Source organism: Streptomyces sp. NPDC007084, from assembly GCF_040703595.1.
Classification (GTDB): domain Bacteria; phylum Actinomycetota; class Actinomycetes; order Streptomycetales; family Streptomycetaceae; genus Streptomyces.
In genome coordinates, this window is record NZ_JBEYFY010000038.1 from 1 (window position 1) to 26,480 (window position 26,480).

The window sequence follows — 26,480 nt, forward strand, 5'->3', positions numbered from 1 at the left end:
GACAACGCCGCTGGGGGTACCCCCTGCTCGAAGAGCTTGGGGGAGTGCGTGCCCTGCCCCGCGACCCGCCACATGATCCAAACGACACGCCCTAGTGGCCGAGGCGGTTGGCCGTGTGGACGGCGCGGAGCACCGCCGCCGCCTTGTTGCGGCACTCCTCGTCCTCCGCCTCCGGGACCGAGTCGGCGACGATGCCGGCGCCGGCCTGGACGTACGCCGTGCCGTCGCGCAGCAGGGCCGTCCGGATGGCGATGGCGGTGTCGGAGTCGCCCGCGAAGTCCAGGTAGCCGACGCAGCCGCCGTACAACCCGCGCCGGGAGGGCTCCAGTTCGTCGATGATCTGCATCGCGCGCGGCTTGGGCGCGCCGGACAGGGTGCCGGCGGGGAAACAGGCGGTCAGCACGTCGAACGCGGTGCGGCCGGCGGCGACCGTGCCGGTCACGGTGGAGACGATGTGCATCACGTGGGAGTAGCGCTCGATGGACATGAAGTCGACGACCTCGACGGAGCCGGGCTCGCAGACCCGTCCCAGGTCGTTGCGCCCCAGGTCGACGAGCATGAGGTGCTCGGCGCGCTCCTTGGGGTCGGCGATCAGCTCGTCGGCGAGGGCCTGGTCCTCCTGGACGGTGGCGCCGCGCGGCCGGGTGCCCGCGATGGGGTGCACCATCGCCTGCCCGTCCTCGACCTTGACGAGGGCTTCCGGGGAGGAGCCGACGACGTCGAACCCGTCGAAGCGGAACAGGTACATGTACGGGGAGGGGTTGGTCGCCCGCAGCACCCGGTAGACGTCCAACGCGCTGGCGGTGCACGGCGTTTCGAAGCGCTGGGAGGGCACGACCTGGAAGGCCTCGCCGGCCCGGATGCGCTCCTTGACGTCCTCGACGGCCGCCTGGAAGTCGGGGCCGCCCCACAGCGCGGTGTACTCGGGAAGCTCGGAGGGCGGCAGCGCGGCGGGCGGCTGGGAGACCGCGCGGGAGAGGTCGGCCTCCATCGCGTCGAGGCGGGCGACCGCGTCCGCGTAGGCCTCGTCGACGCCCGTGTCCAGGTCGTTGTGGTTGATGGCGTTGGCGATGAGCTGGACCGAGCCGTCCCAGTGGTCGAGGACGGCCAGGTCGCTGGTGAGCAGCATGGTCAGCTCGGGCAGCTTCAGGTCGTCGCGCTCGCCGGGGCCGATCTTCTCCAGGCGGCGCACGATGTCGTAGCCCAGATAGCCGACCATGCCGCCGGTGAACGGGGGCAGGCCCTCGCCGTGCGGGGTGTGCAGCGCCTGGATGGTGGCGCGCAGCGCGGCGAGCGGGTCGCCGTCCACGGGGACGCCGACCGGCGGGGTGCCGAGCCAGTGCGCCTGTCCGTCCCGCTCCGTGAGGGTCGCGGCGGAGCGGACGCCCACGAAGGAGTAGCGGGACCAGGACAGGGAGGTGCGGCCGTTCTCCGCGGATTCGAGCAGGAACGTGCCGGGGCGCTCGGCGGCCAGCTTGCGGTAGAGCGCGACCGGTGTGTCGCCGTCCGCGAGCAGCTTGCGGCTCACGGGGATGACACGGCGGTCGGTGGCCAGCTTGCGGAACGTCTCAAGGTCCATGGCGGCTGACCTTACTGATCCCGGGCCGGTACACCGGAATCGGTGCCGCCGGTGTCCTTGAGCAGCACGTCCGCGTCGAAGCAGGTGCGGTCGCCGGTGTGGCAGGCGGCGCCCACCTGGTCGACGCGGACCAGGACGGTGTCGGCGTCGCAGTCCAGGGACACCGACTTCACGTGCTGGACGTGCCCGGAGGTGTCGCCCTTGACCCAGTACTCCTGGCGGCTGCGCGACCAGTAGGTGCAGCGGCCCGTGGTGAGGGTGCGGTGCAGCGCCTCGTCGTCCATCCAGCCCAGCATCAGCACCTCACCGGTGTCGTACTGCTGCGCGATGGCGGGAACGAGCCCGTCGGCACCACGCTTGAGGCGGGCGGCGATCTCGGGATCAAGGCGGCTGGACGGAGGCGTACGGGTCATGCAGGCCATTGTGCCGCCCCCACCGGACACACCAGCCCACTGTCCACAGGCCGGAACGGGGGGTTGTCCACAGGGGCGCGCCGGGGGGGCGTGGGCCGGCCGGGATCCCGGGGGCGGGGGTTCACATGTCCACCGGCAAGGCCGATGCCGTCCAAGGGACCCCGAGGGACCGGACCCGGTGGCCGTCCGTGGGCGGACCGGGGCGGACCGGGGCGATCCGGGGCGGCTCGTGGTGGGCGGAGGGGCCGGGCGGTCGTAGGCTGGCTGGCATGTCGACCCATGCGAAGCGTGAACGACTCCTTCTCGCCGACCTGTTGGAAGCGGTGGGCCCGGAGGCCCCGACCCTGTGTGAGGGCTGGAACTCCCGGGACCTCGCGGCCCACGTGGTGGTCCGCGAGCGCCGCCCCGACGCGGCCGGCGGTCTCCTCGTCAAGCAGCTCGCCCCGCGCCTGGACCGGGTGATGGCCGAGTTCGCCGGGAAGCCCTACGAGGAACTGATCCAGCTGGTCCGTACCGGACCCCCGCGGTTCTCGCCGTTCTCCCTGAAGCAGATCGACGAGGCGTCGAACGTGGTCGAGTTCTACGTCCACACCGAGGACGTGCGGCGCGCCCAGCCCGGCTGGACCCCGCGACCGCTGGACGCGGTGTTCCAGGACGCCCTGTGGTCCCGGCTGGACCGCACGGCCCGGCTGATGGGCCGGGGCGCCCCGACCGGCGTGGTCCTGCGCCGCCCGAACGGCCAGACGACGGTGCTCAACAAGAGCACCCCGGTCGTCACCGTGACCGGCGAGCCCTCCGAGCTGCTGCTCTTCGCCTACGGCCGCAAGGCTGTCGCCGACGTCGAACTCGACGGCGACAAGGAGGCGATCACCCGGCTCCGGGAAGGCAAGCAACTGGGCCTTTGAGGCGCCGCCAGGCGGGGCGGTGGCACGGTTTGCGACCGACACGCCGGGCTGCGGAACGGACGTATCCGACACGCCGGGCCGCGGCAACGGACGTATCCGGCACGCCGTGCCGCGGCACGCCACGTGACCAACGCGCCGGGCTGCGGGACGCCACGTGACCAGCACGCCGGGCCGCCGGGCCGCGGGGCGCCACGTGACCGACACGCCGGGCCGCCGCCCGGCCGGCCTCAGCGGGGCAGTTCGGCCCGCCGCAGGTCCCGTACGCCCAGGGCGACCACCCCGCCGAGGCCGCACACCGCCGCGCTGGCGACGAAGACGGGACCGGTCCCCCACCAGCCGATCGCGGCGGCGGTCAGCGGCATGCTGAGCGGCGCGACACCGAGGCTCACGATGCCCGCGACCGCGGTGACCCGGCCCAGGTAGGCGGGGTCGGACTGGGTCTGCAGCAGCGCGCCGCACAGGGCGCCGCTGAGCCCGGCGAGCAGTCCGATGGCGAGCGCCACGCCGACGGCCGCGCCCACCCCCGGTACGAAGGCGAGCGCGCCGATGGCGACCGAGCCGCCCAGGAGCGCCGCGGCACCCGCACTCCCCGCGCGCGGCAACGTGCCCCGCCAGGCCAGCAGCAGCGCGGCGGCTCCCGCGCCGACGCCGAACGCGGCGACCACGAGCCCCATGCCGGACGCGCCCCAGCCGCGCTGGTCGGCGAGCAGGGCCAGGCCGACGTTCAGGGGGCCCACGAAGCCGAGGTCGCCGAGGGCGATGGCGAGGATGAGCGGGGCGAGGACACGGTGGCCGCGGATGTAGCGCAGCCCGTCGCGCAGGTCCCGCCAGGCGGTCGCGCGGGCCGCCTGTCGCTCCTCCTGCCTGTCCTGCCCGTCCTGCTCCTCCCGCCCCTTCTGCCGCGCCTCCCGCTCTTGCCGCTGAGGCATGGCCCCGGAACCGTCCGTACCGCCGCCCCCGGGCACGCGCGCGTGGCCGCCGTTTTCCTCCCCGCGCGCGTGACCGTCGATTTCCGCCCCGCGCTCGCGGGGGTCCGCATGCCCGTCGGGCTGGTGATCTCCTCCGGTGACCTCCCCGGCCGGCTCCCGTATCCGGACGGAGACCAGCAGCGGCACCGACACCGCGATGAGCAGCCCGGCGAGCGCGAACGCCGTCGCCGAACCGCCGAGGGCCACCCCGAGTCCGCCGAGCGGCGCGCCCACCACGTTGGCGAAGCGGACGGCGAGACCGCGCATGCCCTGGACCCGGGTGAGCTGGTCCCGGCCGGTGATACGGGCGGGAAGGGCGCCCACCGCGGGCATGAACACGGCGTCGACGGCGCCGAAGACGACGGCGAGCAGCGCCAGCGGCCAGAGCCCCGGGCCGGTCGTGAAGAGCAGCGCGGCCACGGTCAGGACGGCCGCGCAGCGCACCGCGTCGCTGCCGATCACCACCCGGCGCGGCCCGAACCGGTCGGCGACCACTCCCCCGCCCAGCATCAGCAACGCGCGCGGCACGGCGCTGACCGCCATCACGAGCCCCGCCTGAGACGGCGTACCGGACCGGACGGCCGCCCAGGACAGGGCGATGTAGAAGACGTTGTCGCCGATCATCGACGCCGTGTAGGCGCCGAGCCAGCGCAGTACGTTTCCGTCGCGGTGGGCGGGCCGTTCGGCGGCCGGGGCGGGCGCCGCCATGACGGTGGTGGTCACGGGCCGGGTCCTCTCGGGGTCAGGGGCGGAAGGGGAAGCCGTACGTGTGCAGCGCGACGTTCTCGCGCCCTTCGGTGTCACCGGCCGCCTCTTCCGCACGGCCCTTCTCGTCGTACTTCCTGATGACGGCGAGCAACTCCTTGTTCAGCTCGGCCAGTTCGGCCGGGGTCAGCCGCAGGGTGGACTCGGAGTCGGAGGCCGCGGTGCCCCACTCGGGGCTCCAGGCGTGCCGCTCGTCCAGATAGCGGCGGTAGAGGTCGGCCCGCTGGTCGACCAGGAGCCGGGCGAACGCGGTGTGGGCGGCGGCCGTCTCCGGGGCGCTGCGGAAGTCCTCGTCGTGGACGCTCAGGCCCTCCGTGGCCGGCTGCCACCAGCGCTCGCGCCCGTCTCCGCTGCGCGGCTCGGCGGGCTCGATCAGTCCGTGCTCCGCGAGCTTGCGCAGGTGGTAGCTGACCAGCGACGGGGCCTCTGTGACCTGCTCACCGAGCTGGGAGGCGGTGGCCGCGCCCGCGACGTGCAGGGCGCGGTAGAGCCGCATCCGGAGCGGGTGGGCGATCGCCTTGAGCGTCCCCAGGTCACTGATCCGCCGGTCTTCCTTGCGTGTCATGGCTCCACCGTAGATACGAAAGAAAAGTTGCGCAATGAATATTGCGCAACTTTCCTTTCCTGTCTGCCGGACCGCGAGCGATGAGTTTCGGCCGAGGATCAGGTCTGCCCTGACATGACGCGAATCGTGGCCGACATCTCCGTCTCACTCGACGGCTTCGTCACCGGGCCCGACCCCGGCCCGGTCGGCGGTCTGGGCACCGGTGGGGACGCCCTGCACACCTGGGCGTTCTCCGACGACCCCGAGGACCGCCGGGTTCTGAGCGAGGCCACCGCCCGGTCGGGCGCCGTCGTCCTCGGCCGCCACCTCTTCGACCTGGTCGACGGGCCCAACGGCTGGAACGACACGGTCGGCTACGGCGCCCGCGAGGTCGGCAAGCCCGCGTTCGTCGTGGTGACGAGTTCGCCGCCGGAGTCGGTGCGGCTCACCGACCTCGACTGGACGTTCGTCACCACCGGCCTGCCCGACGCGGTGACCGCCGCGCGCGGGCGCGCCGAGGCGGCGTCGGCCGACAGCGGCAAGGACCTCGACGTCGTCCTCATGGGCGGGGGCGCCACCGTCGGCTCGGCGCTCGACGCCGGCCTGGCCGACGTGCTGACGCTGCACCTCGCGCCCGTCGTCCTGGGCTCCGGGACTCCCCTGTTCACGGGCGCGGTGCCGCGCACGCTGGTCCAGCGGCGCGTGACCCCGACATCGACGGCGACGCACCTGACCTACGACGTCCTGCGGTGACCCGATGACCACCGTCGACGCCACCGGGGTCGCCTTGGGCATCGAGTCCTTCGGTGACGACGACGCCCCGCTCGTCCTCCTCGCCGGCGGGACGACGATGCTCTCCCCCCGGCACGGCGGCCGGCGAGCCGGCCGAGGCGATGCTCGCGCTCGGACAGGGGCGGTGCGTGTCGCGTGGGCACGGCCGGAGGTTCGCGCGGGCACGGCCAGAGGTGCGTGCGGACACGACCGGAAGCTGACGCGGGTCACGGCCAAGGGTGCCCCGGATACGTCCAGGGAGCCCGGGTACGCCAAGGGCCTCTATGGGTCGAGCAGGGTGTGCGCGGCCAGGGCCAGGGACAGTTCCACCACGTCGGCCGGGCGGGTCAGGGAGCGGCCGGTGAGCTGTTCGCAGCGACGGAGCCGGTTCAGGACCGTGTTGCGGTGGCAGTAGAGCCGGCCGGCGGCCCGCTGGGCGGAACCGTCGCAGGCAAGCCAGGCCGTGAGGGTGTCCAGCATGAGGTCCCGGTCGGACGGGTCCAGCCGCAGCAGCGGCCCGAGAACCCGCTCGGCGAGCGCCCCGCCGAGGGCGGGAGCGGAGACGACGAGCGCGGCGGGCAGGTGCTCCTCCAGTACGACGGTGCCACCGGACCGGGGACAGGCCCGCAGCGCCGTGTCCGCGAGGCGGCGGGCGTCTCCGATCGCCGCGAGGCCCTCCACCACGGGGCTCACCCCGACCCGGGCCACGGGCGGGGCGGTCAGCCGCCGGGCGATCTCCCCGGCGTCCACGTCGAGTCCGTACGTCCAGGGGTGCCCCTCGTCCCGGCCGTCACCGTCTCCGCCATCGGCGCCGGTGCCGAGGCCGGGGCCGGTGCCGAGGCCGGGGCTGGTGCCGAGGCCGGTTCCCGGGTCGTCGTACGCCGGTCCGGCGCCGGGGTCGACGAGGAGCCCGGTCTCGTGGCCGTGGCCGGGTTCGTCCCCGTCGTGGGGGTGCCCGCCGAGCAGGACGATGCCGTAGCTGCCGGCGCCGGCCCGGTCACGGTCGCGGTACCAGAGGACGCGCAGGCCGGAGACGCGCACCTGGGTCCGCGCCTCGGTGAAGGCCCGGCCGGCGGGGAGGCGGGCCAGGACCACCGCGTATCTTCCCTGCTCGGGCAGGCCGAGCGCGGCGGCGGTGGCGGGCAGGTCGGCGATCCGCGCGGTGCCGTCGAGCAGCGCGGCCGTCATCAGCCGCAGCCGGTTCTCCCTGCGCCACATCAGCTCGCGCTCGGTCTGCCGGTAGGCGTCGGCGACCACGGCGCAGTGGTCGTCCACGAAGTTCCAGACGTCGGCGGCGACATGGACGAGCAGGCGGGCGTCGGCGGGGTGACGGCGGGTCGTCTCGTCCACGAGTTCCTGCCAGATCATGCCGCCGCCCAGCCGGAACGCCCGCAGCAGGGCGTCCAGCGGGAGCCCGCGTTCGGCCCGCGCCCGGCCGATGGCCCAGGAGCAGCGCCGGGCGTCCTCGCGCAGTTCGCCGGGCCGGATCAGGGAGCCTACGTTGAGCCGCAACGACCGCCGCACCTCCTCGCGCACGCTGTCCACATCGGTCTCCATGGCCGTGCGGTAGGCGGGTTCGCGCTCCCGCAGCAGGGTCATCAGGCGTTCGGTCAGCTCGGGCAGCCCGGCCATCAGCGCGCGGGCGGCGCGGTGCAGGACCGAGAGGGCCTCCGCGTCGACGGACGAGCGCGCGCCCGGTTCCGGGGGCCGCCGTCCGGGCAGGGGCCGGCCGTGGGCGGGTACGAGGTGCTGCATCGCTGTCCTCCACCGGGGTCGGCTCGCGGCCCGGCCGGACCCGGCGGCCGACGCGCGGCACACGGGTGTCCGGACCTCCTGATCCCGCAGGATGACATACCGCCCAGTCGGTACCTAGGGGTGTGCGGCGGTCTTCTCTGCCCGGTCCACCCAGCGGGAGAGTTCGACGCGGGAGCGGACCCCGAGGGCGGCGAACACATTGCGCAGGTGGTGGTCCACGGTGCGGGGGCTCACCGACAGCCGCAGCGCCACTTCGCGGTTGGTGGCGCCCTCCGCGACGCAGCGGGCGATCCGTAACTGCTGGGGCGTCAGGAGGGCGAGCGGACCGGCCGGTTCGGCGGGGGACGCGTCGCCGGTGGCGCGCAGTTCCGCCCTCGCCTGAGCGGCCCAGCCGAGCGCCCCGCCGCGCTCGAAGGACACCAGCGCGTCCCGCAGACGGCCCCGGGCCTCCCCCGGTCTGCGCTGCCGTCTCAGCCAGGCCCCGTAGAGGAGTTGGGTACGGCCGCGTTCGAAGTCGCCGGTGACCGCGTCGTGTTGGGCGAGCGCGGCGGTGAACAGCGGCTCGCACGCGGTGCCCTCGCTCAACAGGGCTCTGCACCGGGCGAGTTGCGCGGGCGCCTGCGGGTCGGCGCCCTGCGCGGCCCACCGGGTGAACTCGGCCACCGCCGAACGGGCCTCCTCCGTCCGGCCGGTGCGGGCCGCCGCCTCCACGAAGCAGGGGACGGCGAGCATCCGTACGGCGAAGTGGCCACGGCGCGGCCCGGCGCCGACCAGCGGGCCGAGCCGGGCGGCGGCCTCCGGGAGCCGGCCGGACGCCAGGTCGGCGCGGGCCCTCGCCCACTGGGCGAGGGTGCTCGCCTGGGCGAGACCGTGCGGGGCGGCGACGCGTTCGGCGGCGGAGGCGTGCTCGGCGACGGCCTCCCGGGACCCCTCGACGGAGGCCACCAGCGCGAGGATCGCGTGATGGTGGGCGGCGAGGTTGCTCTGTCCGCCGGCGAGGGCGGTGCGCAGGCCGTCCTCGGCGTGGGCGCGGGCCCGTGCGTGCCGGCCGGCGCGGAGTTCGCCGTAGGCGAGGCGTTCCAGCGCCTGGGCGACCAGGAGGTACGGTCCACGGGCCCTGGCGACGGCGAGCGCACGGGAGTTGGCCCGGCAGGCGGCGGGGAGGTCACCGGCGACGAGCGCGGCTCCCCCGGCCAGCAGCAGGGCCTCGGGGCCGGCGGCGCTCCGGGCGGCACCCGCACCGGCGATCACCTCCCGCAACCGCTCCCGTCCGGCGGCCGGCCGCCCGCGCATGACCTCGGCCATCCCCGCCCGGTAGGCAGCCACCCATGTGTCCGCCTCCGGCCGGGCGTCCCCTCGGCAACCCGGCGCGCCGGCCTCGGACCGCCAGGACACGCGGCCCGCGCCCGCCATCTCCGGCCCCACGACGGCTTGTTGCCCGCCGACGTCCTCCGGCTCCCCGGCGCCTCGGGGTCCGGGTCCGGGGTCCAGCACCTCCAGGAAGGCCGCCGCGTCGCCCATCGCCCAGGCCGCGTCCATCGCGGCGAGCCGGGTGGCCAGGGCACGGGCGGGATCGGCGGGAGCCAGCAACTCGGCCGCCAGCAGCAGCACTTCACGGGCATCGGCCACCGGCCCGTCCTGAAGGGCGAGCCGCCCGTTCACCAGCTGGACGGCACCACGCACGGCATCCGACACGCCCTCGCCGTCGACCCTCGCCAGCAACTCCCGTGCCCGATACGGCAGTCCGGCGAGCCGGGCCCGCTCGGCGGCGTCGACGAGCCGGAGAGCCCGCGCACTGGCGTCGGTCGCGGGACCGGCGGGCGGGGCGGTGGTTTCGGGGATGGGCCGGATGCCGGCCTGGACGGCGGACGGGGCGCTGGCCTCGGGGACGGGCCGGATACCGGCCTGGGCAGCGGACGGGGCGGAAGGGCAGCCGCCGGAGCCCGAGTCGTATACGGCCGTCGCTTCGCGCGACCCGACCAACCTGCCGAACGGATACCGGAGTTCGGCACAACTCCGGTCGTCCCGGCCCTCCGGGTCGGGCTGGTCGGGCTGGTCGGGCTGGTCGGGCTGGTCAGGCCAGTGGGCACGGTCGTCCCCGTCGGACCGGCCGCCCCGGTCATCCCCGCCGGACCAGGCAGCCCGGTCGTCCGGGTCACCCCAGTCGGACCGGTCACCCCAGCCGCCCAGATCGGCCCCGTCGATCTGACCGTCTCCGCCGTCCCGGCAGGCCTCACCGTCCCGGCCGCCCCGGCAACCCTGACCCTCCCAGTCGACCTCGCCGCCCAGGCAACCCTGACCGTCCCGGCCGACCCCGCTGCCCCGGCCCCCCGGCCTCCGTACAGCCGCCACCCCCGCCCCCACACCGGCATCCGGCTCCCCGGAGCCACAGCTCCGGCCCGGTTCGTTCGCCGGGCCTTCGGGGGCCGGCGGTAAGGCGCTCCGGCCCGCTGTCCGGAGTGGACTTCGCGCAGTCGCGTTTCCCTTCACGACCGTCACGTTACTTCCGCGTAAACGACGGCGGAAGACCCGTGTCCAGCCGCCCCCGCCCCCACCAGAACCCCCTGTGACCTGCGTGAACAGGGGTCGGCGGGGTGCCCGGATGGGCCGCCTCCCAGGCGCGGGGCGCAAGGCTTGTGCACCGGCACAAGCCCCCCGGCCCCGAGCCGCACCGCAGAACCCGTCCGGGGTCCTGCGGTGCGGCTCGGGGTCAGGGGTCAGGGGCCGGGGGTCAGGAGGTGTGCGGGCAGTTGCCCCGGTACTCGGCGATCGTCAGGGACGCCCGGGGCAGCGGGCAGAGGAACTGCTCGTAGCGGGTGTCGTTGTCGATGAACCGCTTCAGCCACGAAACGCTGTACTTCGCGATCGTCGTGTTGGAGCTGTTCGGGGTGAAGTGGGTGGCACCCCGCAGCTCCAGGTACGCCTTGTCGAGCGTGCTCGGCAGACTCCGGTAGAAGGGCTCGGAGTGCGTGGCCACGGGGGCGATCGTGTCGCCGTCCGCGCCCACGATCAGCGTCGGCGTCTTGATCTCCGGCCAGGTGGTGTCCAGGTTCCAGCCGGTGAGCGGGATGGCCGCCTGGAGCGAGGGGCGGCTCTTCGCGGCCTCCAGCGTGCCGCCACCGCCCATGGAATGGCCCATCACCCCGAGGCGCGTGCTGTCAATCCGGGTCCGTACGGAACTGCGCTGGGTCAGATAGTCGAGCGCGGCGAGCAACTGCCGTCCACGGCTGTCCGGTTGGTCGAGGGTGGTGAGGGTGTCGATGGTGAACACCACGAAGCCCTGCGAGGCGAGCCGCGGCCCGAGCCAGGCGATGGAGGACTGGGACGCGGTGTACCCGGGGGAGATGGCGACCGCGCCGAAGGTCCCGTCGCTGGTCGAGGTCGGGTAGTAGACGGTGCCGCCGCCGAAGCCGGACACCGCGAGCGACGAGACGCTGGTCTGCGAGACGGCGTAGGACCCACGGGTCGCCTCGATACTGGCGTTCGTCGGGGCGGGGCCGCGCTCGTACGGGTTGGCGGCGACGGCCGGTGCCGAGACGGCCGGTGCGCCTGCGGCTTGCGCTCCCGTGGCCTGCGCGGCGACGAGGCCACCCGCGGCCAGGAGCGCGGCGAGGCAGGCCCGCGTCAGCCGGCTCGGGAGCCGGTGCGGTCGGCGGGCGGACGGAGCGGGGCCGCCGGACGCGGCGGGGAGTGTGCGGTTCTGCTGCACGGTAGGTGCGTCCTCTCGGTGAGGGACGACGGACCCGTACCGCGCCCGGAACGCTGCCGGGGCATGGGGTCGGCCGGCGCACACTGTGGAGCGGCCGGGTCCGTCTCGGTGGTTGCGGGGGCAACTGTCCGGCCCTCGACCGCCCGCGCACATCGGCAGAATCACCGGCCTTGGCTCGCGGCCCGCGCCCTCGTTCCTGGGCTCGCGCCCCGCGCCCTCGGGCCTTGACTTGCCGCCTTGGCTGGCGTCCGCGCAGCCGCAGGCCCGCCGGCCTCCCGACGGCGGCCTTTCGACGGCGGCCCCCCTGACCGCCCGCCCAAAGACACCCCCGGCGCACCCGCCCGCCAGTCCGGGAGACGCCCGCCAGTCCGGGAGCCGCGCCCCGACCCGCGTCCGGCGCCCGGCGGACCCCACGAAAAACGGCCCGCACCCGGCAGCAACTGCTGCTCAGGTGCGGGCCGTTGACGGGACGGTGGCCGTCGGGCGGGTGTGTCGGGCGGGTGTTCAGCGGACGGGGTGTCCCGCCTCCCGCAGGGTCTCCTTGACCTGGCCGATCCGCAGATCCCCGAAGTGGAAGACGGACGCGGCGAGCACCGCGTCGGCGCCCGCTTTGATGGCCGGCGGGAAGTGGCCGAGCCGGCCGGCGCCGCCGCTGGCGATCAGCGGGACGGTGACGTGCTTGCGGACGGCCTCGATCATCTCGATGTCGTAGCCGTCCTTCGTGCCGTCCGCGTCCATCGAGTTGAGCAGGATCTCGCCCGCGCCCAGCTCGGCGGCCCGGTGGGCCCACTCCACGGCGTCGATGCCGGTGCCCTGCCGGCCGCCGTGCGTGGTGACCTCGAACGAGCCGCTCTCGGTCCGGCGCGCGTCCACGGACAGGACGAGCACCTGGCGGCCGAACCGCTCCGCGATCTCGCGGATGAGGTCGGGCCGGGCGATCGCGGCCGTGTTGACGCCCACCTTGTCGGCGCCCGCCCGCAGCAGCTTGTCGACGTCCTCGGCGGTGCGGACTCCGCCGCCGACGGTCAGCGGGATGAACACCTGCTCGGCGGTGCGGCGCACCACGTCGTAGGTGGTCTCGCGGTTGCCCGAGGACGCGGTGATGTCCAGGAAGGTCAGCTCGTCGGCGCCCTCGGCGTCGTACACCTTGGCCATCTCGACGGGGTCGCCCGCGTCGCGCAGGTTCTGGAAGTTGACGCCCTTGACGACCCGGCCGTTGTCCACGTCCAGGCAGGGGATCACCCGAACCGCCAGACTCATGACGCCTCCTCGCCCGCCGGACCGCCCGAGCGGAACGCCTCGACCTCGACCTCGACGACCAGTCGCGAGTCCACGAACCCGGACACGATGAGCATCGAGGCGGCGGGGCGGACGGTGTCGAACAGCTCCTTGTGGGCGCGGCCGACGTCCTCCACGTCCCGGGCGTGCGTGATGTACATGCGGGTGCGGACGACGTCGTCGCGGCCGAGGCCGAGCTGCTCCAGCGCCGCGAACGCGACGTTGAAGGAGTTGACCGCCTGCTCGTACGGGCCGCCCTCGGTGATCTCGCCGTCCACCACGGAGGTGCAGCCGGAGACCAGCACCAGCCCGTTCGGCAGTTCCACCGCGCGGGAGTATCCGAAGGCGTCCTCCCAGGGCGCGCCCGTGTTGACCCGGCGCACGGCGCTCACTCGGCCACCGCTTCCAGGGCCTCTTCCAGGGTGAACGCCTTGGCGTACAGGGCCTTGCCGACGATGGAGCCCTCGACGCCCAGCGGCACGAGCCCGGCGATGGCGCGCAGGTCGTCCAGCGAGGACACCCCGCCGGAGGCGACCACGGGGCGGTCGGTCGCGGCGCACACGTTGCGCAGCAGTTCCAGGTTGGGGCCCTGGAGGGTGCCGTCCTTGGCGATGTCGGTCACCACGTAGCGGGCGCAGCCCTCGGAGTCGAGGCGGGCCAGCGTCTCGTAGAGGTCGCCGCCGTCGCGGGTCCAGCCCCGGCCGCGCAGCGTCGTGCCCCGGACGTCGAGGCCGACGGCGATCCGGTCACCGTGCTCGGCGATGATCTTGGCGACCCACTCGGGGGTCTCCAGGGCAGCGGTGCCGAGGTTCACGCGGGTGCAGCCGGTGGCGAGGGCGGCGGCCAGGGAGGCGTCGTCGCGGATGCCGCCGGACAGCTCGACCTTGATGTCCATCGCGCGGGTGACCTCGGAGATCAGGTCCCGGTTGTCGCCGGTGCCGAACGCGGCGTCCAGGTCGACGAGGTGCAGCCACTCGGCGCCCGCGCGCTGCCAGGCGAGCGCCGCCTCCAACGGGGAGCCGTACGAGGTCTCGGTCCCGGACTCGCCGTGCACGAGACGGACGGCCTGGCCGTCGCGGACGTCGACGGCGGGGAGGAGTTCGAGCTTGCTCACAGTGTTCCGATCCAGTTGGTGAGGAGCTGGGCTCCGGCGTCGCCGGACTTCTCGGGGTGGAACTGGGTGGCCCACAGGGCGCCGTTCTCGACGGCCGCCACGAAGGGCTTGCCGTGCGTGGACCAGCTCACCAGGGGCGGGCGCAGCAGCGGGTTGCCGGTCTCCAGGGTCCAGTCGTGGACGGCGTAGGAGTGCACGAAGTAGAAGCGGCTGTCGGCGTCGAGTCCGGCGAAGAGCTGTGAGCCGGCCGGGGCGTCCACGGTGTTCCAGCCCATGTGGGGGACGACGTCGGCCTCCAGGGGGCCGACCGTGCCCGGCCACTCGTCGAGGCCCTCGGTCTCCACACCGTGCTCGATGCCGCGGGTGAAGAGGATCTGCATGCCGACGCAGATGCCCATCACCGGGCGTCCGCCGGCCAGTCGGCGGCCGATGATCCAGTCGCCGCGCGCCTCCTTGAGGCCCTTCATACAGGCGGCGAACGCGCCGACGCCGGGCACGAGGAGTCCGTCCGCGTTCATGGCGGTGTCGAAGTCGCGTGTTATCTCGACCTCGGCTCCGGCGCGGGCGAGGGCCCGCTCGGCGGACCGCACGTTGCCGAAGCCGTAGTCGAAGACGACGACCTTCCTGGCGGGTGCGCTCACGCCCACACCTCCAGCCGCATCACGCCCGCGACGAGGCACATCGCGGCGCCGATGGACAGCAGCACGATGAGGCTCTTGGGCATCCCCTGCTTGACGAAGGAGTAGATGCCGCCCAGAAGGAACAGGCCGACGACGATCAGAATGCTGGAAAGGCCTGTCACAGTGTCGTTCCGTTCGCTTCTTTGCCCGCGCGGCGCAGCGGTGCGGGCATCGTCGTTGTCTGCGGCCCGGTGGCCGCGCGCGCGTCGCTCACAGTGCGCCCTTGGTCGAAGGAAGGATGCCCTCGGCGCGCGGGTCGCGCTCGGAGGCGTAGCGCAGGGCCCGGGCCAGCGCCTTGAACTGGCACTCCACGATGTGGTGCGCGTTGCGCCCGTACGGCACGTGGACGTGCAGGGCGATCTGGGCCTGGGCCACGAAGGACTCCAGGATGTGCCGGGTCATGGTGGTGTCGTACTCGCCGATCATCGGCGCCATCTGCTCGGGCTCGGTGTGCACGAGGTAGGGGCGGCCGGACAGGTCGACGGTGACCTGGGCGAGGGACTCGTCCAGCGGGACCGTGCAGTTGCCGAAGCGGTAGATGCCCACCTTGTCGCCGAGCGCTTGCCGGAAGGCGGCGCCGAGCGCGAGGGCGGTGTCCTCGATGGTGTGGTGGGAGTCGATGTGCAGGTCACCCTCGGTCTTCACCGTCAGGTCGAACAGGCCGTGCCGGCCGAGCTGGTCGAGCATGTGGTCGTAGAAGCCGACGCCGGTCGACACGTCGACCTTGCCCGATCCGTCGAGGTCGATCTCGACGAGGACGGACGTCTCCTTCGTCACCCGCTCCACGCGTCCTACGCGGTTCATGCGCTCTGCTCCTTCTTCAAGTCACGTACCGCGTCGAGGAACGCGTCGTTTTCCTCCGGGGTTCCGGCGGAGACCCGCAGCCACCCCGGTACGCCGTTGTCCCGGACCAGGACGCCCCGGTCGAGGATCTGCCGCCAGGCCTCGTGGGAGTCGGCGAACCGGCCGAACTGCACGAAGTTGGCGTCGGACTCGGTCACTTCGAAGCCGAGGCCGCGCAGTTCGCCGACCAGCCGGTCCCGCTCCGACTTCAGCTGCTCGACATAGCCGAGCAGGACGTCGGTGTGCTCGAGGGCGGCCAGCGCGGTCGCCTGGGTGACGGCCGACAGGTGGTAGGGCAGCCGGACGAGCTGTACGGCGTCCACCACGGCGGGGTGGGCGGCGAGGTAGCCGAGGCGCAGGCCCGCAGCGCCGAAGGCCTTCGACATCGTGCGGGAGACGACGAGATGCGGCCGGCCTTCGAGCAGCGGCAGCAGCGAGTCGCCGTGGCTGAACTCGACGTAGGCCTCGTCGACCACGACCATCGACGGCTTGGCCCGCTGCGCCGCCTCGTAGAGCGCGAGGACCGTCTCGGGCGGGACCGCGTTGCCCGTGGGGTTGTTGGGGGTGGTGATGAAGACGACGTCGGGCCGGTGCTCGGCGACGGCCTGTTCGGCGGCGGCGAGGTCGATGGTGAAGTCGGCGCGCCGCGGGCCCGTGATCCAGCCGGTACCGGTGCCGCGCGCGATGAGCGCGTGCATCGAGTACGAGGGCTCGAAGCCGATCGCGGTGCGGCCGGGTCCGCCGAAGGTCTGCAGGAGCTGCTGGATGACCTCGTTCGAGCCGTTGGCCGCCCACACGTTCTCGGTGGTGACCGGGTGCTTGCCGGTCTTGGCGAGGTAGGCGGCCAGCTCGGTGCGCAGCTCGACCGCGTCCCGGTCGGGGTAGCGGTTGAGGTCGCGGGCCGCGTCCCGGACCCGCTCGGCGATCCGCTCGACCAGCGGCTCGGGCAGCGGGTAGGGGTTCTCGTTGGTGTTCAGCCGTACGGGGACGTCGAGTTGGGGCGCCCCGTAGGGGGACTTGCCGCGCAGCTCGTCCCGGACGGGGAGATCGTCGATGCCGGTCACTTGCCCTCGGGTACCTTCCATCCGAACCTTGCCTTGACCGCCGCGCCGTGCGCGGGCAGGTTTTCCGCCTCCGCGAGCGTCACCACGTGGTGGGCGACGTCGGCGAGGGCGTCCCGCGTGTAGTCCACGATGTGGATGCCGCGCAGGAAGGACTGGACGGACAGCCCCGAGGAGTGGCAGGCGCAGCCGCCGGTGGGCAGGACGTGGTTGGAGCCGGCCGCGTAGTCGCCGAGCGAGACGGGGGACCAGGGGCCGACGAAGACCGCTCCGGCGTTCCTGACCCGGTCGGCGACGGCCGCCGCGTCGGCGGTCAGGATCTCCAGGTGCTCGGCGCCGTACGCGTTCACCACGCGCAGGCCCTCCTCGACGCCGTCGACCAGGACGATCGCGGACTGCCGGCCGTTCAGCGCCGGGACGATCCGGTCCTCGATGTGCCTGGTGGCCGCGACCTGCGGCTCCAGCTCCTTCTCGACGGCGTCCGCGAGGTCCGCCGAGTCGGTGACCAGGACGGCGGCGGCCAGCGGGTCGTGCTCGGCCTGGCTGATCAGGTCGGAGGCGACGTGCACCGGGTCGGCGGTGTCGTCCGCGAGGACGGCGATCTCGGTGGGGCCGGCCTCCGCGTCGATGCCGATGCGGCCGGTGAAGTAGCGCTTGGCGGCGGCGACCCAGATGTTGCCGGGGCCGGTGACCATGTTCACGGACGGGCAGGACTCGGTGCCGTAGGCGAACATCGCGACGGCCGTGGCGCCGCCGGCCGCGTACACCTCATCCACGCCGAGGAGGGCGCAGGCGGCGAGGATCGTGGGGTGCGGCAGGCCGCCGAACTCGGCCTGGGCCGGGGAGGCGAGCGCGATGGAGCCGACGCCGGCCTCCTGCGCCGGGACCACGTTCATGATCACGGACGACGGGTACACGGAACGGCCGCCGGGCGCGTACAGCCCGACGCGGTCGACGGGCACCCACTTCTCGGTGACCGAGCCGCCGGGCACGACCTGGGTGGTGTGCGGGGTGCGGCGCTGGGCGCGGTGGACCAGCCGGGCGCGGCGGATGGACTCCTCCAGGGCCGCGCGCACGGCGGGGTCGAGCCGCTCCAGCGCGTCGGTGAGCGCCTCTGCCGGGACCCGTACGGACTCCAGCCGCACACCGTCGAACTTCTCCGCGAAGTCGATCAGCGCCGCGTCGCCCCGATGATGGACGGCCTCGCAGATCGGACGCACCTTCTCCAGCGCGGCCGAGACGTCGAAGTCGGCTCGGGGCAGCAGGTCGCGCAGGGCGGTGCCCTCGGGGAGGGCGTCGCCGCGCAGATCGATTCGGGCCATCGCGAAATGTTGCAGCACGGGCCCAATTCTCTCAGACGGCGCGAAGGCGCCGGACGCCCGTATCAATGGCTGATACAAGCCACCTTCGACCGCGTGGAAGATCCCCTTCACCGAATGCGTTCGGGCCGTCACCCAGCGGGCATTGCACGCATGGACGCATCCCGCGACAGCCGGGGAGGAAGGGGCGTGCCGTGACCGAGGGTGCCGGCCCGCGCACCGGGGACCTGCCGGACGAACTGACCGCCGCCGAGGCCGGGATGTGGCAGGCGTTCCGCAACGGCAGCGTGTACGACCTGCGCTGCGGGGACGGCGTGGCGGACGATCCGCACGGCGGCCGTCCCTGGGGGCCGGAGCGCAGTGTGCGGGCCCGGATCGTGGCGTGGCTGCTGCTCGACGGGCCGCCGCCGCTACAGGGCCGGGTCGCCTCGCTGAAGCTGACCGGGCTGCTGGTCACCGGGGTGCTCGACCTGGCGGGCGGCACGGTGGTGCCGTACGTGGAGCTGAAGGGCTGCCGGTTCGAGAAGGAGGTGCTGCTGCCGGAGACGCGGTTCACGACCGTGCGGCTGGTGGACTGCGCGGTGCCGCGCCTGGAGGCGGCCCGGCTGCACACCGAGGGCGATCTGCATCTGCCGCGCTGCCGCTTCCGCGGCGGGGTACGGCTGACCGACGCGCACATCGGCACCGACCTGCTGCTCAACCAGGCCGTGGTCCACCGGGACCGGCGCGGCCGTTCGATCACCGGCGACGGCATGACCGTCGGGCAGGACCTCCAGGCGGAGATGCTGGAGTCGCACGGCGAGCTGAGCCTGCGCGGCGCGAGCGTCGGCGTCTCGCTGAGCCTGCGCGGCAGCCGGCTCAGCAACCCGTACTCCCGGTTCGCCCTCAACGCGCCCCAGCTCACCGTCAACCGCACGGTCTACCTCACCCCCGCGGGCCTCGGCAATCCGGTGCTGACCAGCGGCACCACCCCGGCGCGCGGGACGCTGGTCCAGCGGTTCGAGTGCCGGGGCGGCGTCCGGCTGGACGACGGGCGGTTCGGTGACGCGCTCGACCTCGAACGGGCCCGCTTCGTCCTCGGCGACGAGCAGGAGCTGTCGCTGCGCCGGGTGCAGACCCCCGAGCTGCGGTTCCTCGGAGAGGCCCCGGAGCGCGGCAAGGTGGTGCTGTCCGGCGCGCGGATCGTCACCCTGGTCGACCGGGCGACGAGCTGGCCCGCGCCCGGCGCCCTGCACATGGGCGGTTTCGCGTACGAGAGCCTGGTGCCGCAGGGCGCCTTCCCGCTGGCCCGGCGCCTGGAGTGGCTGGCGGCGGCGACCGCCGAGTACAACCCGGAGCCGTACGAGCGGCTGGCCGCGGTGCTGCGCGGCTCCGGGGAGGACGAGGACGCCCGCGAGGTGCTGCTCGCCAAGCAGCGCCGCCGCCGCGAGACCCTGCCGCTCGCCGCCAAGCTCTGGGGGTACGCGCAGGACTGGACGGTCGCCTACGGGTACCGGCCGGGCCGGGCCGCGCTGTGGATGGCGGTGCTGTGGGCGGCGTCCTCGGTCGCCTTCGCACACGCCGACCACCCGCCGGTCGACGCCGGCGCGCATCCCCAGTGGAACCCCTCGCTCTTCGCCCTGGACCTGCTGCTGCCGGTGATCGACCTGGGCCAGGTCGGGTCCTGGCAGCTGCGCGGCGGCTGGCAGTGGCTGTCCGCGGCGGTGATCCTGGCCGGCTGGATTCTGGCGACAACGGTAGCGGCGGGCGCGACCCGCCTATTGCGCCGAGTCTGACCGCGCACAGCCCGCCATCCTGTCCCGCCGGGCACGGCTCCGACCGTGGTACGGGCGCGGCTCCGTCCCGGAGTCACGGGCACGGGTCCGGCCGACGCGGGCCGCCCGACCCGGAGGACCCGACCCGGAGGACCCGATTCGGAGGACCCGACCCGGAGTACGGATACCGTACACCCGAACCAGCCACTCTTTGCCCGTCCTTGACCAGCGCGGAAGCAACCGACCGACGGTTACGAAAGCGTCACCGCGTCCCTCTGGCGCGGCCTCGACCTGCGGTTTTCAATGGTCGGCACCATGGCATTGCTGCGCGCACTCATCCGTACGGCCCGGATGGCACGGAACACCTCCCGCCTCGGCGCCGGGCTGCCCGCCGACGACGCGGTGCTGCTCGACGCGCCCGACGACCGCCTCGGTCCCGCGCTCGTGGCCGCGGCCCGCGGCGAGTACGCGCCGGCCGCCAAGCTGCTCGCCACCACCCGCGAGTCCGCCGAGTGGGAGAACCGCGACCGCTACGCGCTGCGCCTCGCCGCCTTCGCCCGCTCCCGGGACGGGTGGCTGAGGCAGTGGCAGGCCGCCGACCCGCACGACCCGGACGCGCTGCTCGTCCGGGCGGAGCTGGCGGTCCGCCGCGGCTGGGAGTCACCCGCGCGGGCGGAGCTGCTGCGCGAGGTGGCCCCGCTGATCACCTCCGCCGCCGAGGGCGACCCGCGCGACCCGGTGCCCTGGCGGATCGCGCTCGACCACGCGCGCGGCACGAACCTGGGGCACACCGGGTTCGAGCGGCTGTGGGGCGAGGCCGTCCGCCGCTCACCGCACCACTACGGCTGCCATGTGGCCGCCCTCCAGTACCTCTCGGCCGCCTGGTACGGCTCGCACACCGAGTGCTTCGACTTCGCCGAGCCGGCCGCCGAGGACGCGCTGCCCGGCTCCCTCGTCCAGGCGCTCCCGGTGCGCGCGGCCTTCGCGTACCTGACCGAGGGCGGCGGCCCCGCCGTACCCCGCGCACGGCTGGACGCGGCGGCCGACCTCGCGATCGAGGTGTCCGCCTCCTACGCCGCCGCCGACCCCTGGCCCGCCGAGGTGCGCAACCTGCTGACCTACGTGCTCATCCGCCTCGACCGCTGGCAGGACGCCCTGGAGCAGCTCCGCCTCATCGGCCCGTACGCCACCTCGTTCCCCTGGGACCGGGTCTCCGACGACCCGCTCGGGCAGTTCCTGGCGATGCGCGACGGCGTCCGTCTGGAGGTCGCGGCGGGGCTTCCGCTGCGGGCTCCGCGACCCGGCCGGCAGCCGGGGAACGGGCACGGCGGTCGCGCCCGCTCCGGCGACCATTAGGCTTTCGCGTCGTGACCACCGTCCGGCTCCCGCTCTTCCCCCTGAACTCGGTGTTGTTCCCCGGGCTCGTGCTTCCTCTGAACGTGTTCGAGGAGCGCTATCGCGCGATGATGCGCGATCTGCTCAAGACCCCCGAGGACGAACCGCGCCGCTTCGCGGTCGTCGCCATCCGCGACGGCCACGAGGTCTCCCTCAGCGCGCCCGGCATGCCGGACCAGAGCGCCGTGCCCGAGCGCGGGCCCGCCGCCGGTTTCGGCGACGACCCGGTCAAGGCCTTCCACGCGGTGGGCTGCGTCGCGGACGCCGCCACCATCAGGGAGCGCCCCGACGGCGGCTTCGAGGTGCTGGCGACCGGCACGACCCGCGTCCGGCTGCTGTCCGTGGACGCCTCCGGGGACTATCTGACGGCCGAGCTGGAGGAGCTGCCGGAGGAGCCCGGCGAGGAGGCGGGGGCGCTCGCCGAGGGGGTGCTGCGCGCCTTCCGCCAGTACCAGAAGCGGCTGGCCGGAGCGCGCGAGCGGTCGCTGTCCACGGGCGCGGACCTGCCGGACGAGCCGGCGGTCGTCTCCTACCTCGTCGCCGCCGCGGTGATGCTGGACGTGCCGGCCCGGCAGAGTCTGCTCCAGGCCCCGGACACCGCGTCCCGGCTGCGCGAGGAGCTGAAACTGCTGCGCACCGAGACGGCCATCATCCGTAATCTGCCCTCGTTGCCCGCGGCGGACCTGACCCGCGGGCCGACGAGCCTGAACTGAACCTCCTGCGAGAAGGCCGATGGCGAAGAAGGCGAAGAAGCAGCAGCCCGGCGGAACCCCGGCGACGGTGGCGCTGACCGAGGCGGGGGTGCCGTACACGGTCCACGCCTACGAGCACGACCCGTCCCACCCCTCGTACGGCGAGGAGGCCGCCGAGGCCATGGGCGTGTCCCCGGACCGGGTCTTCAAGACCCTGGTGGCGGACGTGGACGGCGCGCTGGTGGTCGCCGTGGTGCCGGTGGCGGGCTCCCTCGATCTGAAGGCCCTCGCCACGGCGGTGGGCGGCAAGCGCGCGGCGATGGCGGACCCGGCGGCGGCGGAGCGCACGACGGGCTACGTACGGGGCGGTATCTCGCCGCTCGGCCAGCGCAAGCGGCTGCGTACGGTGCTGGACGCGTCGGCGTCCGCGCACGCCACGATCTGTGTCTCGGCGGGCCGGCGCGGCCTGGAGGTCGAGCTGTCCCCCGCCGATCTGGCGCGCCTCACGGAGGCGGTGTCCGCGCCGGTCGGCCGCGCCTGACTCCTCCTGGGGCAGCCCGCGTACGCGCAGGGCGTGCGCGGCCCCTCGACGGACGGCCCGTCCTCCGTTAAGCACCAAGGGCATGTCGAAACGAACACGCAAACGCAAGTGGCGCACCCGGAAGGGCCGCGCGAACCATGGCCGCCGTCCGGCCTGACCCGGCCCCCCGTCGCCGGGGACGGGCGGCGCGGAGGGGCAGCGGCCGGTCCGCCCGGCTGGGCCTGCGGAGCGGGCGGTCCGCCCGGCTAGGCCTGCGGGTAGGGGCTCTGCTGGTACGGGTCGGGGTCGCGCGGGCCGAACAGCGCCGTGAGGGCCAGATGGACCACCAGGGCGGTCAGCGACCAGGCGAGCAGCGCTCCCTTGGCGCCGAGCTGGAGCGGCGCGGAGAAGATGACGCCCTTGCCGACGGCCTTGGCGTGCGCGACGACGTTCTGCGTGGGCCCGAGCCAGACCCCGAGGCGCCAGGCGAGCAGCGAGCCGAGCAGTCCGCCGAGGGCCAGCGCGACCACGAGGGGCACACCGCCGCGCCGGCGCAGCAGGAACACGACCAGGGCGCTCAGCGCGCCGAAGCCCAGGGCGAGAAGAGTGAACGTTCCATCGACGCCGATGGCCTGCTCGCCCTCGGTGTCCTGGAGGTACACCGTGGTGTCGTCGGCGATCAGCGGCACGTGCGGCGCGAGCCACCACCACAGGAGCCCGAGGAGCGCCCCCGCGAGCGCCACCGCCACCGTGATCACGGCGGCCTCCCGCAGTTCGGTCTTCATCCCGGGTCCGTCCTGTCCGTAGGAGGCCTCGTACGCGCCCGGATACGCGGGGTGTGCCGCGGGTCCGTGCGTCTGCGGGGCCTGCCAGGCGTGGTGCGGCTGCCGCGGGTTCTGGGGGGACTGTTCGTGCGGCGGCGGAGGTGGAGTCAGCGGAGCGGTCACCCTGACATCGTGCCAGGCCCCGCTGTCACCCGCGTCACCGGACGGCTGCCCGGCGGTAGGCCCAGGTCGCCAGGGCCAGCGAGACGACCCCGACGCCGGCGCAGACGGCCAGATCCCCGAGGACGGCGGCCCAGTCGGGGTGGGCGCCGAAGGTGCGGGCGAAGGCCTCGACGCCGTAGGTCGAGGGCAGCAGATCGCGGGCGTACCGGACGACGGCGGGCATCCGGTCGGCGGGCAGCACGCCCAGCAGCAGCGCCGCCGACATGCCGAGCTGCCCGAGCAGCGTGGCCAGCTCGGGCCGGGGCGCGAGCAGCCCGAACGCGGCCCCGAGCCCGGCCAGCGCGGCACCCGCGAGGGGGACGACCGCGGCGAGGACCCACAGATGGGCGAGCGGCAGCCCGAAGAGCACGCAGCCGAAGACGGCGGTCACCAGGGTGCCGGGCACGGTGAAGGACGCGTACGCGCCGGCCGCCCCGAGCACCACGGCCGCCGGCGGCACCGGCAGGGTCGCGTAGTGGTCCAGCCCGCCGCTGGCGCGGAGCTGTCCGAAGTACTGGGCGAGCAGGTTGAGGGCGACGAACGCGACGACCAGGACGGTCGACCCGGCCACCACGGCCCGCGCCTCGGCGCCGCCGTCCACCACCCCGCGCATCATGATCATGATGCCGACGGACTGGAAGGTGGCCACGAACAGCAGCGGGATCCGCGCGACGCGGGCCCGGGAGAGCTGCGCGCGGTAGACGGCGGCCAGCGACGGCCAGAGCCGCGCGGGCGGCCCCAGCTCCGCGGCGCCGGCGTCCGCGGCCAGGGGCAGCGCGCTGCCCGGCAGAACTCCGGCGGGTACGACACTCACGTCGAGCTGCTTCCCTTCACTCCGGCAGCCGTCCTGTTCGGCACACGTACGACGCCCTCCTCCCGTACGGATTGCACGCCCCGGGCGCTCACGCCTTCACCAGTCCCTGGGTCGCGTGGCCGCCGAGGGCCAGGTAGACGTCCTCCAGGCTCGGCGTGGCCAGGGTGAAGTCGTCCAGGGCGGCGAAGGCGGCGCCTCCGGTGACCGTGGCGACGGCGGCGCGGGCCTCCTCCGGCGCGAGCCGCAGCGTCCAGCGGCGGCCCGACTCGACGGCGCGCTCGCGCAGCGCGGCCACCTCGGGGACGTGCAGCGGGGCGCTCGTACGCCAGACGAGTTCCACCCGCACCTCGCCCGCCACGCGCTCCTTGAGCCCGGCCGGGGAGTCGCAGGCGATCACGCGGCCGTCGTCCATGACGGCGACCCGGTCGAGGACGGTCTCGGCCTCGATGACGTTGTGGGTGACGAGCAGGACGGTGGCGCCCTGTTCCACCCGGCGCCGGTCGACGGCGGCCCAGACGGCGCGCCGGGCGACCGGGTCCATGCCGGTGGTGGGTTCGTCGAGGACCAGCAGCGGGCGCTGTCCGACGAGGGCGGCGGCCAGGCAGGCGAGCCTGCGCTGCCCGCCGGACAGCTTCTTCAGGGGGCGGGAGGCGAGCGCGGCCAGGCCCAGTTCGTCCAGCACGGCGTCCCGCTCGGCCCGCGCGGCGCGCAGGTCGAGGCCGCGCAGCCGTCCGGTGGTCTCGGCGGCGAGGGAGACGGTCAGCTCGTCGAGGGCGGCGGACTCCTGGCCGAGGTAGGCGAGGATGCGGGCGGCCCGCTCGGGGTGGCGGACGATGTCGTGCCCGAGGATCTCCACGCTGCCGCTGTCGGGGCGCATCAGCCCCGTGAGCTGGCGCACCAGGGTGGACTTGCCGGCGCCGTTGGGCCCGAGGAGCCCGAAGATCTCGCCGCGGCGGATGTCCAGACGTACCCCGTCGGTGGCCCTGACCTCGGGTGTCGCCGGGGTGCCGCGCCGGCCGCGGACGGCCGGGTAGGTCTTGGTCAGACCGCGCACGGCGCACACGACATCGCCCCTGTGTCCCCTCGGGACTGCCTGTGCCGTGCGCGTACTCACGAAGGACGAGAGTACGGGGTCCGATGCCCCGTTATGCGCCCGGGGCCACGGCTCGGCCTCCGCCAGGGCGCCGGAACGCCTCTCCGGGAGGCGCCGGATCACTCTCCGGCGGGCGCGTGCTCGGCCGTCGTACGCACGTCGATCTCGCGCCAGAAACCGGCCCGGATCGCGTACCGGTCGTGCTCGTCGATCTGGTCGTCCTTGTGCGCGAGCAGGCCGAACCGGGCCGCGTAGCGCAGCAGTTCGCCGTCGATCCGGTGCGGGACGCGCGGGTACATCGCCGACAGTTTCTGGAGATGGGCGGGGTCGGTGAGGCGGGCCATCCAGCGGCGGGCGAAGACCTGGCCGACCTCGTAGGGATCGCCGCCGACCGTGGTGATGTCCTCCTCGCGGTCCGCCCAGCGCTGCTCGGCGGAGGTGAGCTGGGCGAGGGTGGGCAGCGCGGCGGCCTCGGGCGACTCGGCCGCTCCGCCGGGCCGGTCGACCCAGCCCTTGTCCGAGGACCAGCGCAGGGTGGCGTTGGCGGGGTGCTGGGCGGGCTGGGTGCCCGGTCCGCGCAGCGCGGCCAGGTCCTTGGGGGTCGGCACGCCCTTGGGGGCGGGGACGCGCTCCTGGGCGCCGTTCTGCGATTCGGCGGCCTGGTGGTGCTCGGGCTCGGGGGCGGAGCGCTCGGCCGCCGCCGCGAGGGCGGACTCGGGCAGCGGCGCGGAGAGGATCGCGGCGATCTCGGGACGCGGCACGGGCGGCGGCGCGCAGACCCCGCCGAGGTCCTTGGCGCGCACCGCCTTGGTGATCCAGACCCGGTCGAGGACGCGCCGCTCGTCCGCCTCGGCCACCAGGTCCTCGGACTGGTTGTAGTCGCCGTCGGCGGCCTGCACGGCCCACAGGTGTACGGCGACGCCGTGCTCCTTGGCGGCCATCATGCCCGGCAGCAGATCCCCGTCGCCGGTGACCAGGACCACGTCGGAGCAGGCCCGGTTGCGTGCCAGCTCGGTCAGTTCGGCGTGCATCGCGGCGTCCACGCCCTTCTGCGCCCAGCGTCCGTCGCTGCGGGTCAGCGCGCCGAGGCGCACGGTCACCCGGGGCATCACGCGCAGCCTGCGGTGTTCGGGCTGCGGGACGCGGTCGGGGGCGCCGTCGAACCAGTAGATGCGCAGCAACGGCCGCTCGGTGTCGGCCTCGGCGCGCTCGCGCAGGCCCTGGACGAGGGCGGTGTGGTCGACGGTGATCCGGGAGCGGGAGGGCTCCCCGGCCAGCAGGCTGGCAGCAGCTCCGAGCAGATACCCGGCGTCCACCAGGACGATGCAGCGGTCCACGCGGTCCACCCTCTTTCCGGGAGGTTTGCTTCGGGCTTCCTTGGAGTCTGCCCGACCGTGCGGAGGTTAACGGCCGGAACTCGATCTTCGGCGTGGCGGATCGGGAGAGCACGCGCCGACAGGGCTTATTACGCACGGTAATTCTACGAAATGCGCCACTTGCCAGCCTATGTGAATCTGGTCGC

The 26,480-nt window shown here is 74.1% G+C and carries 25 protein-coding genes; 6 read left to right on the forward strand and 19 right to left on the reverse strand.

The annotated features are described in order from the left end of the window. Positions 1-91: 91 nt before the first annotated feature. Positions 92-1,579 carry an anthranilate synthase component I gene (locus AB0912_RS25485; protein ID WP_366703572.1) on the reverse strand — a complete coding sequence of 496 codons (1,488 nt, stop codon included), beginning with the start codon at positions 1,577-1,579 and terminating at the stop codon, positions 92-94. 11 nt (positions 1,580-1,590) lie between these two features. Continuing rightward, the gene (gene hisI, locus AB0912_RS25490) at positions 1,591-1,992 is read right to left on the reverse strand and encodes a phosphoribosyl-AMP cyclohydrolase (RefSeq protein WP_366703574.1); all 402 of its coding nucleotides are present in this window, start codon (positions 1,990-1,992) and stop codon (positions 1,591-1,593) included. Positions 1,993-2,261: 269 nt separating this feature from the next. Between hisI and AB0912_RS25495 the strand changes: the two genes are divergently transcribed. Next, positions 2,262-2,897, forward strand: a complete 636-nt coding sequence (locus AB0912_RS25495) for a TIGR03085 family metal-binding protein (protein WP_366703575.1) — start codon at positions 2,262-2,264, stop codon at positions 2,895-2,897. 227 nt (positions 2,898-3,124) lie between these two features. Here AB0912_RS25495 and AB0912_RS25500 read toward each other — a convergent pair whose 3' ends face one another. Together AB0912_RS25500 and AB0912_RS25505 are read right to left on the reverse strand one after the other, a co-directional pair. Next, positions 3,125-4,573, reverse strand: a complete 1,449-nt coding sequence (locus AB0912_RS25500) for an MFS transporter (RefSeq protein WP_366703672.1) — start codon at positions 4,571-4,573, stop codon at positions 3,125-3,127. A gap of 34 nt (positions 4,574-4,607) precedes the next feature. Further along, positions 4,608-5,195 carry a helix-turn-helix domain-containing protein gene (locus AB0912_RS25505; protein ID WP_366703577.1) on the reverse strand — a complete coding sequence of 196 codons (588 nt, stop codon included), beginning with the start codon at positions 5,193-5,195 and terminating at the stop codon, positions 4,608-4,610. A gap of 114 nt (positions 5,196-5,309) precedes the next feature. Between AB0912_RS25505 and AB0912_RS25510 the strand changes: the two genes are divergently transcribed. After that, positions 5,310-5,927 carry a dihydrofolate reductase family protein gene (locus AB0912_RS25510; RefSeq protein WP_366703579.1) on the forward strand — a complete coding sequence of 206 codons (618 nt, stop codon included), beginning with the start codon at positions 5,310-5,312 and terminating at the stop codon, positions 5,925-5,927. A 300-nt stretch (positions 5,928-6,227) separates the two neighbouring features. On the opposite strand, the gene AB0912_RS25515 is transcribed toward AB0912_RS25510, so the two are convergent. From AB0912_RS25515 to hisD, 11 genes are all read right to left on the reverse strand, one after another. After that, a complete protein-coding gene (locus AB0912_RS25515; RefSeq protein WP_366703581.1) occupies positions 6,228-7,700 on the reverse strand; it encodes a helix-turn-helix domain-containing protein in 1,473 nt (490 codons plus the stop codon). Positions 7,701-7,814: 114 nt separating this feature from the next. Continuing rightward, the gene (locus AB0912_RS25520) at positions 7,815-10,052 is read right to left on the reverse strand and encodes a LuxR C-terminal-related transcriptional regulator (protein ID WP_366703583.1); all 2,238 of its coding nucleotides are present in this window, start codon (positions 10,050-10,052) and stop codon (positions 7,815-7,817) included. Between the two features lie 379 nt (positions 10,053-10,431). Then, a complete protein-coding gene (locus AB0912_RS25525; protein ID WP_366703585.1) occupies positions 10,432-11,409 on the reverse strand; it encodes a dienelactone hydrolase family protein in 978 nt (325 codons plus the stop codon). 504 nt (positions 11,410-11,913) lie between these two features. Beyond that, entirely contained in the window at positions 11,914-12,669 is a 756-nt protein-coding gene (hisF, locus tag AB0912_RS25530) for an imidazole glycerol phosphate synthase subunit HisF (RefSeq protein WP_366703588.1), read from the reverse strand. Further along, on the reverse strand, positions 12,666-13,079 hold the full coding sequence (locus tag AB0912_RS25535) for a RidA family protein (protein WP_366703590.1): 414 nt from the start codon (positions 13,077-13,079) through the stop codon (positions 12,666-12,668). Before AB0912_RS25535 ends, hisF begins: the two co-directional genes overlap by 4 nt. After that, positions 13,076-13,801, reverse strand: a complete 726-nt coding sequence (priA, locus tag AB0912_RS25540) for a bifunctional 1-(5-phosphoribosyl)-5-((5-phosphoribosylamino)methylideneamino)imidazole-4-carboxamide isomerase/phosphoribosylanthranilate isomerase PriA (protein WP_366703592.1) — start codon at positions 13,799-13,801, stop codon at positions 13,076-13,078. Before priA ends, AB0912_RS25535 begins: the two co-directional genes overlap by 4 nt. Continuing rightward, positions 13,798-14,442 carry an imidazole glycerol phosphate synthase subunit HisH gene (gene hisH, locus AB0912_RS25545; protein WP_366703594.1) on the reverse strand — a complete coding sequence of 215 codons (645 nt, stop codon included), beginning with the start codon at positions 14,440-14,442 and terminating at the stop codon, positions 13,798-13,800. Before hisH ends, priA begins: the two co-directional genes overlap by 4 nt. Next, positions 14,439-14,603: a hypothetical protein gene (locus AB0912_RS25550; protein ID WP_366703596.1), complete on the reverse strand. Its 165-nt coding sequence runs from the start codon at positions 14,601-14,603 to the stop codon at positions 14,439-14,441. Before AB0912_RS25550 ends, hisH begins: the two co-directional genes overlap by 4 nt. 88 nt (positions 14,604-14,691) lie before the next feature. Beyond that, positions 14,692-15,285: an imidazoleglycerol-phosphate dehydratase HisB gene (gene hisB, locus AB0912_RS25555; protein ID WP_366703598.1), complete on the reverse strand. Its 594-nt coding sequence runs from the start codon at positions 15,283-15,285 to the stop codon at positions 14,692-14,694. After that, the gene (locus AB0912_RS25560; protein ID WP_366703600.1) at positions 15,282-16,388 is read right to left on the reverse strand and encodes a histidinol-phosphate transaminase; all 1,107 of its coding nucleotides are present in this window, start codon (positions 16,386-16,388) and stop codon (positions 15,282-15,284) included. Before AB0912_RS25560 ends, hisB begins: the two co-directional genes overlap by 4 nt. Further along, positions 16,385-17,707 carry a histidinol dehydrogenase gene (gene hisD / locus AB0912_RS25565; protein WP_366703602.1) on the reverse strand — a complete coding sequence of 441 codons (1,323 nt, stop codon included), beginning with the start codon at positions 17,705-17,707 and terminating at the stop codon, positions 16,385-16,387. Before hisD ends, AB0912_RS25560 begins: the two co-directional genes overlap by 4 nt. Before the next feature lie 191 nt (positions 17,708-17,898). Between hisD and AB0912_RS25570 the strand changes: the two genes are divergently transcribed. The 4 genes from AB0912_RS25570 (at position 17,899) to ybaK (ending at position 22,086) form a co-directional block, all read left to right on the forward strand. Further along, on the forward strand, positions 17,899-19,479 hold the full coding sequence (locus tag AB0912_RS25570; RefSeq protein WP_366703604.1) for an oxidoreductase: 1,581 nt from the start codon (positions 17,899-17,901) through the stop codon (positions 19,477-19,479). Between the two features lie 294 nt (positions 19,480-19,773). Continuing rightward, on the forward strand, positions 19,774-20,814 hold the full coding sequence (locus AB0912_RS25575) for a hypothetical protein (protein WP_366703606.1): 1,041 nt from the start codon (positions 19,774-19,776) through the stop codon (positions 20,812-20,814). An 11-nt stretch (positions 20,815-20,825) separates the two neighbouring features. Then, positions 20,826-21,566, forward strand: coding sequence for an LON peptidase substrate-binding domain-containing protein (locus AB0912_RS25580; protein ID WP_366703608.1), 741 nt, complete (start codon positions 20,826-20,828; stop codon positions 21,564-21,566). Between the two features lie 19 nt (positions 21,567-21,585). Then, positions 21,586-22,086: a Cys-tRNA(Pro) deacylase gene (ybaK, locus tag AB0912_RS25585; RefSeq protein WP_366703610.1), complete on the forward strand. Its 501-nt coding sequence runs from the start codon at positions 21,586-21,588 to the stop codon at positions 22,084-22,086. 245 nt (positions 22,087-22,331) lie between these two features. Here ybaK and AB0912_RS25590 read toward each other — a convergent pair whose 3' ends face one another. From AB0912_RS25590 to AB0912_RS25605, 4 genes are all read right to left on the reverse strand, one after another. Then, positions 22,332-23,012, reverse strand: a complete 681-nt coding sequence (locus AB0912_RS25590; protein WP_366703612.1) for an AAA family ATPase — start codon at positions 23,010-23,012, stop codon at positions 22,332-22,334. Positions 23,013-23,046: 34 nt separating this feature from the next. Further along, positions 23,047-23,865, reverse strand: coding sequence for an ABC transporter permease (locus AB0912_RS25595; RefSeq protein WP_366703614.1), 819 nt, complete (start codon positions 23,863-23,865; stop codon positions 23,047-23,049). An 88-nt stretch (positions 23,866-23,953) separates the two neighbouring features. After that, positions 23,954-24,928 (reverse strand): ABC transporter ATP-binding protein, encoded by a 975-nt coding sequence (locus AB0912_RS25600; protein ID WP_366703674.1) that lies wholly within the window; start codon positions 24,926-24,928, stop codon positions 23,954-23,956. A gap of 149 nt (positions 24,929-25,077) precedes the next feature. After that, a complete protein-coding gene (locus AB0912_RS25605) occupies positions 25,078-26,295 on the reverse strand; it encodes an NYN domain-containing protein (protein ID WP_366703616.1) in 1,218 nt (405 codons plus the stop codon). Positions 26,296-26,480 lie beyond the last annotated feature (185 nt).

Bases quoted from the DNA above. Each gene is read 5' to 3' on its own strand.
- AB0912_RS25505 (WP_366703577.1), bottom strand. From the start codon at position 5,195: ATGACACGCAAGGAAGACCGGCGGATCAGTGACCTGGGGACGCTCAAG.
- ybaK (WP_366703610.1), top strand. From the start codon at position 21,586: ATGGCGAAGAAGGCGAAGAAGCAGCAGCCCGGCGGAACCCCGGCGACG.
- AB0912_RS25510 (WP_366703579.1), top strand. From the start codon at position 5,310: ATGACGCGAATCGTGGCCGACATCTCCGTCTCACTCGACGGCTTCGTC.
- hisD (WP_366703602.1), bottom strand. From the start codon at position 17,707: ATGGCCCGAATCGATCTGCGCGGCGACGCCCTCCCCGAGGGCACCGCC.
- hisB (WP_366703598.1), bottom strand. From the start codon at position 15,285: ATGAACCGCGTAGGACGCGTGGAGCGGGTGACGAAGGAGACGTCCGTC.
- hisI (WP_366703574.1), bottom strand. From the start codon at position 1,992: ATGACCCGTACGCCTCCGTCCAGCCGCCTTGATCCCGAGATCGCCGCC.
- AB0912_RS25515 (WP_366703581.1), bottom strand. From the start codon at position 7,700: ATGCAGCACCTCGTACCCGCCCACGGCCGGCCCCTGCCCGGACGGCGG.
- AB0912_RS25500 (WP_366703672.1), bottom strand. From the start codon at position 4,573: ATGGCGGCGCCCGCCCCGGCCGCCGAACGGCCCGCCCACCGCGACGGA.
- AB0912_RS25495 (WP_366703575.1), top strand. From the start codon at position 2,262: ATGTCGACCCATGCGAAGCGTGAACGACTCCTTCTCGCCGACCTGTTG.
- AB0912_RS25485 (WP_366703572.1), bottom strand. From the start codon at position 1,579: ATGGACCTTGAGACGTTCCGCAAGCTGGCCACCGACCGCCGTGTCATC.
- hisF (WP_366703588.1), bottom strand. From the start codon at position 12,669: ATGAGTCTGGCGGTTCGGGTGATCCCCTGCCTGGACGTGGACAACGGC.
- AB0912_RS25575 (WP_366703606.1), top strand. From the start codon at position 19,774: ATGGCATTGCTGCGCGCACTCATCCGTACGGCCCGGATGGCACGGAAC.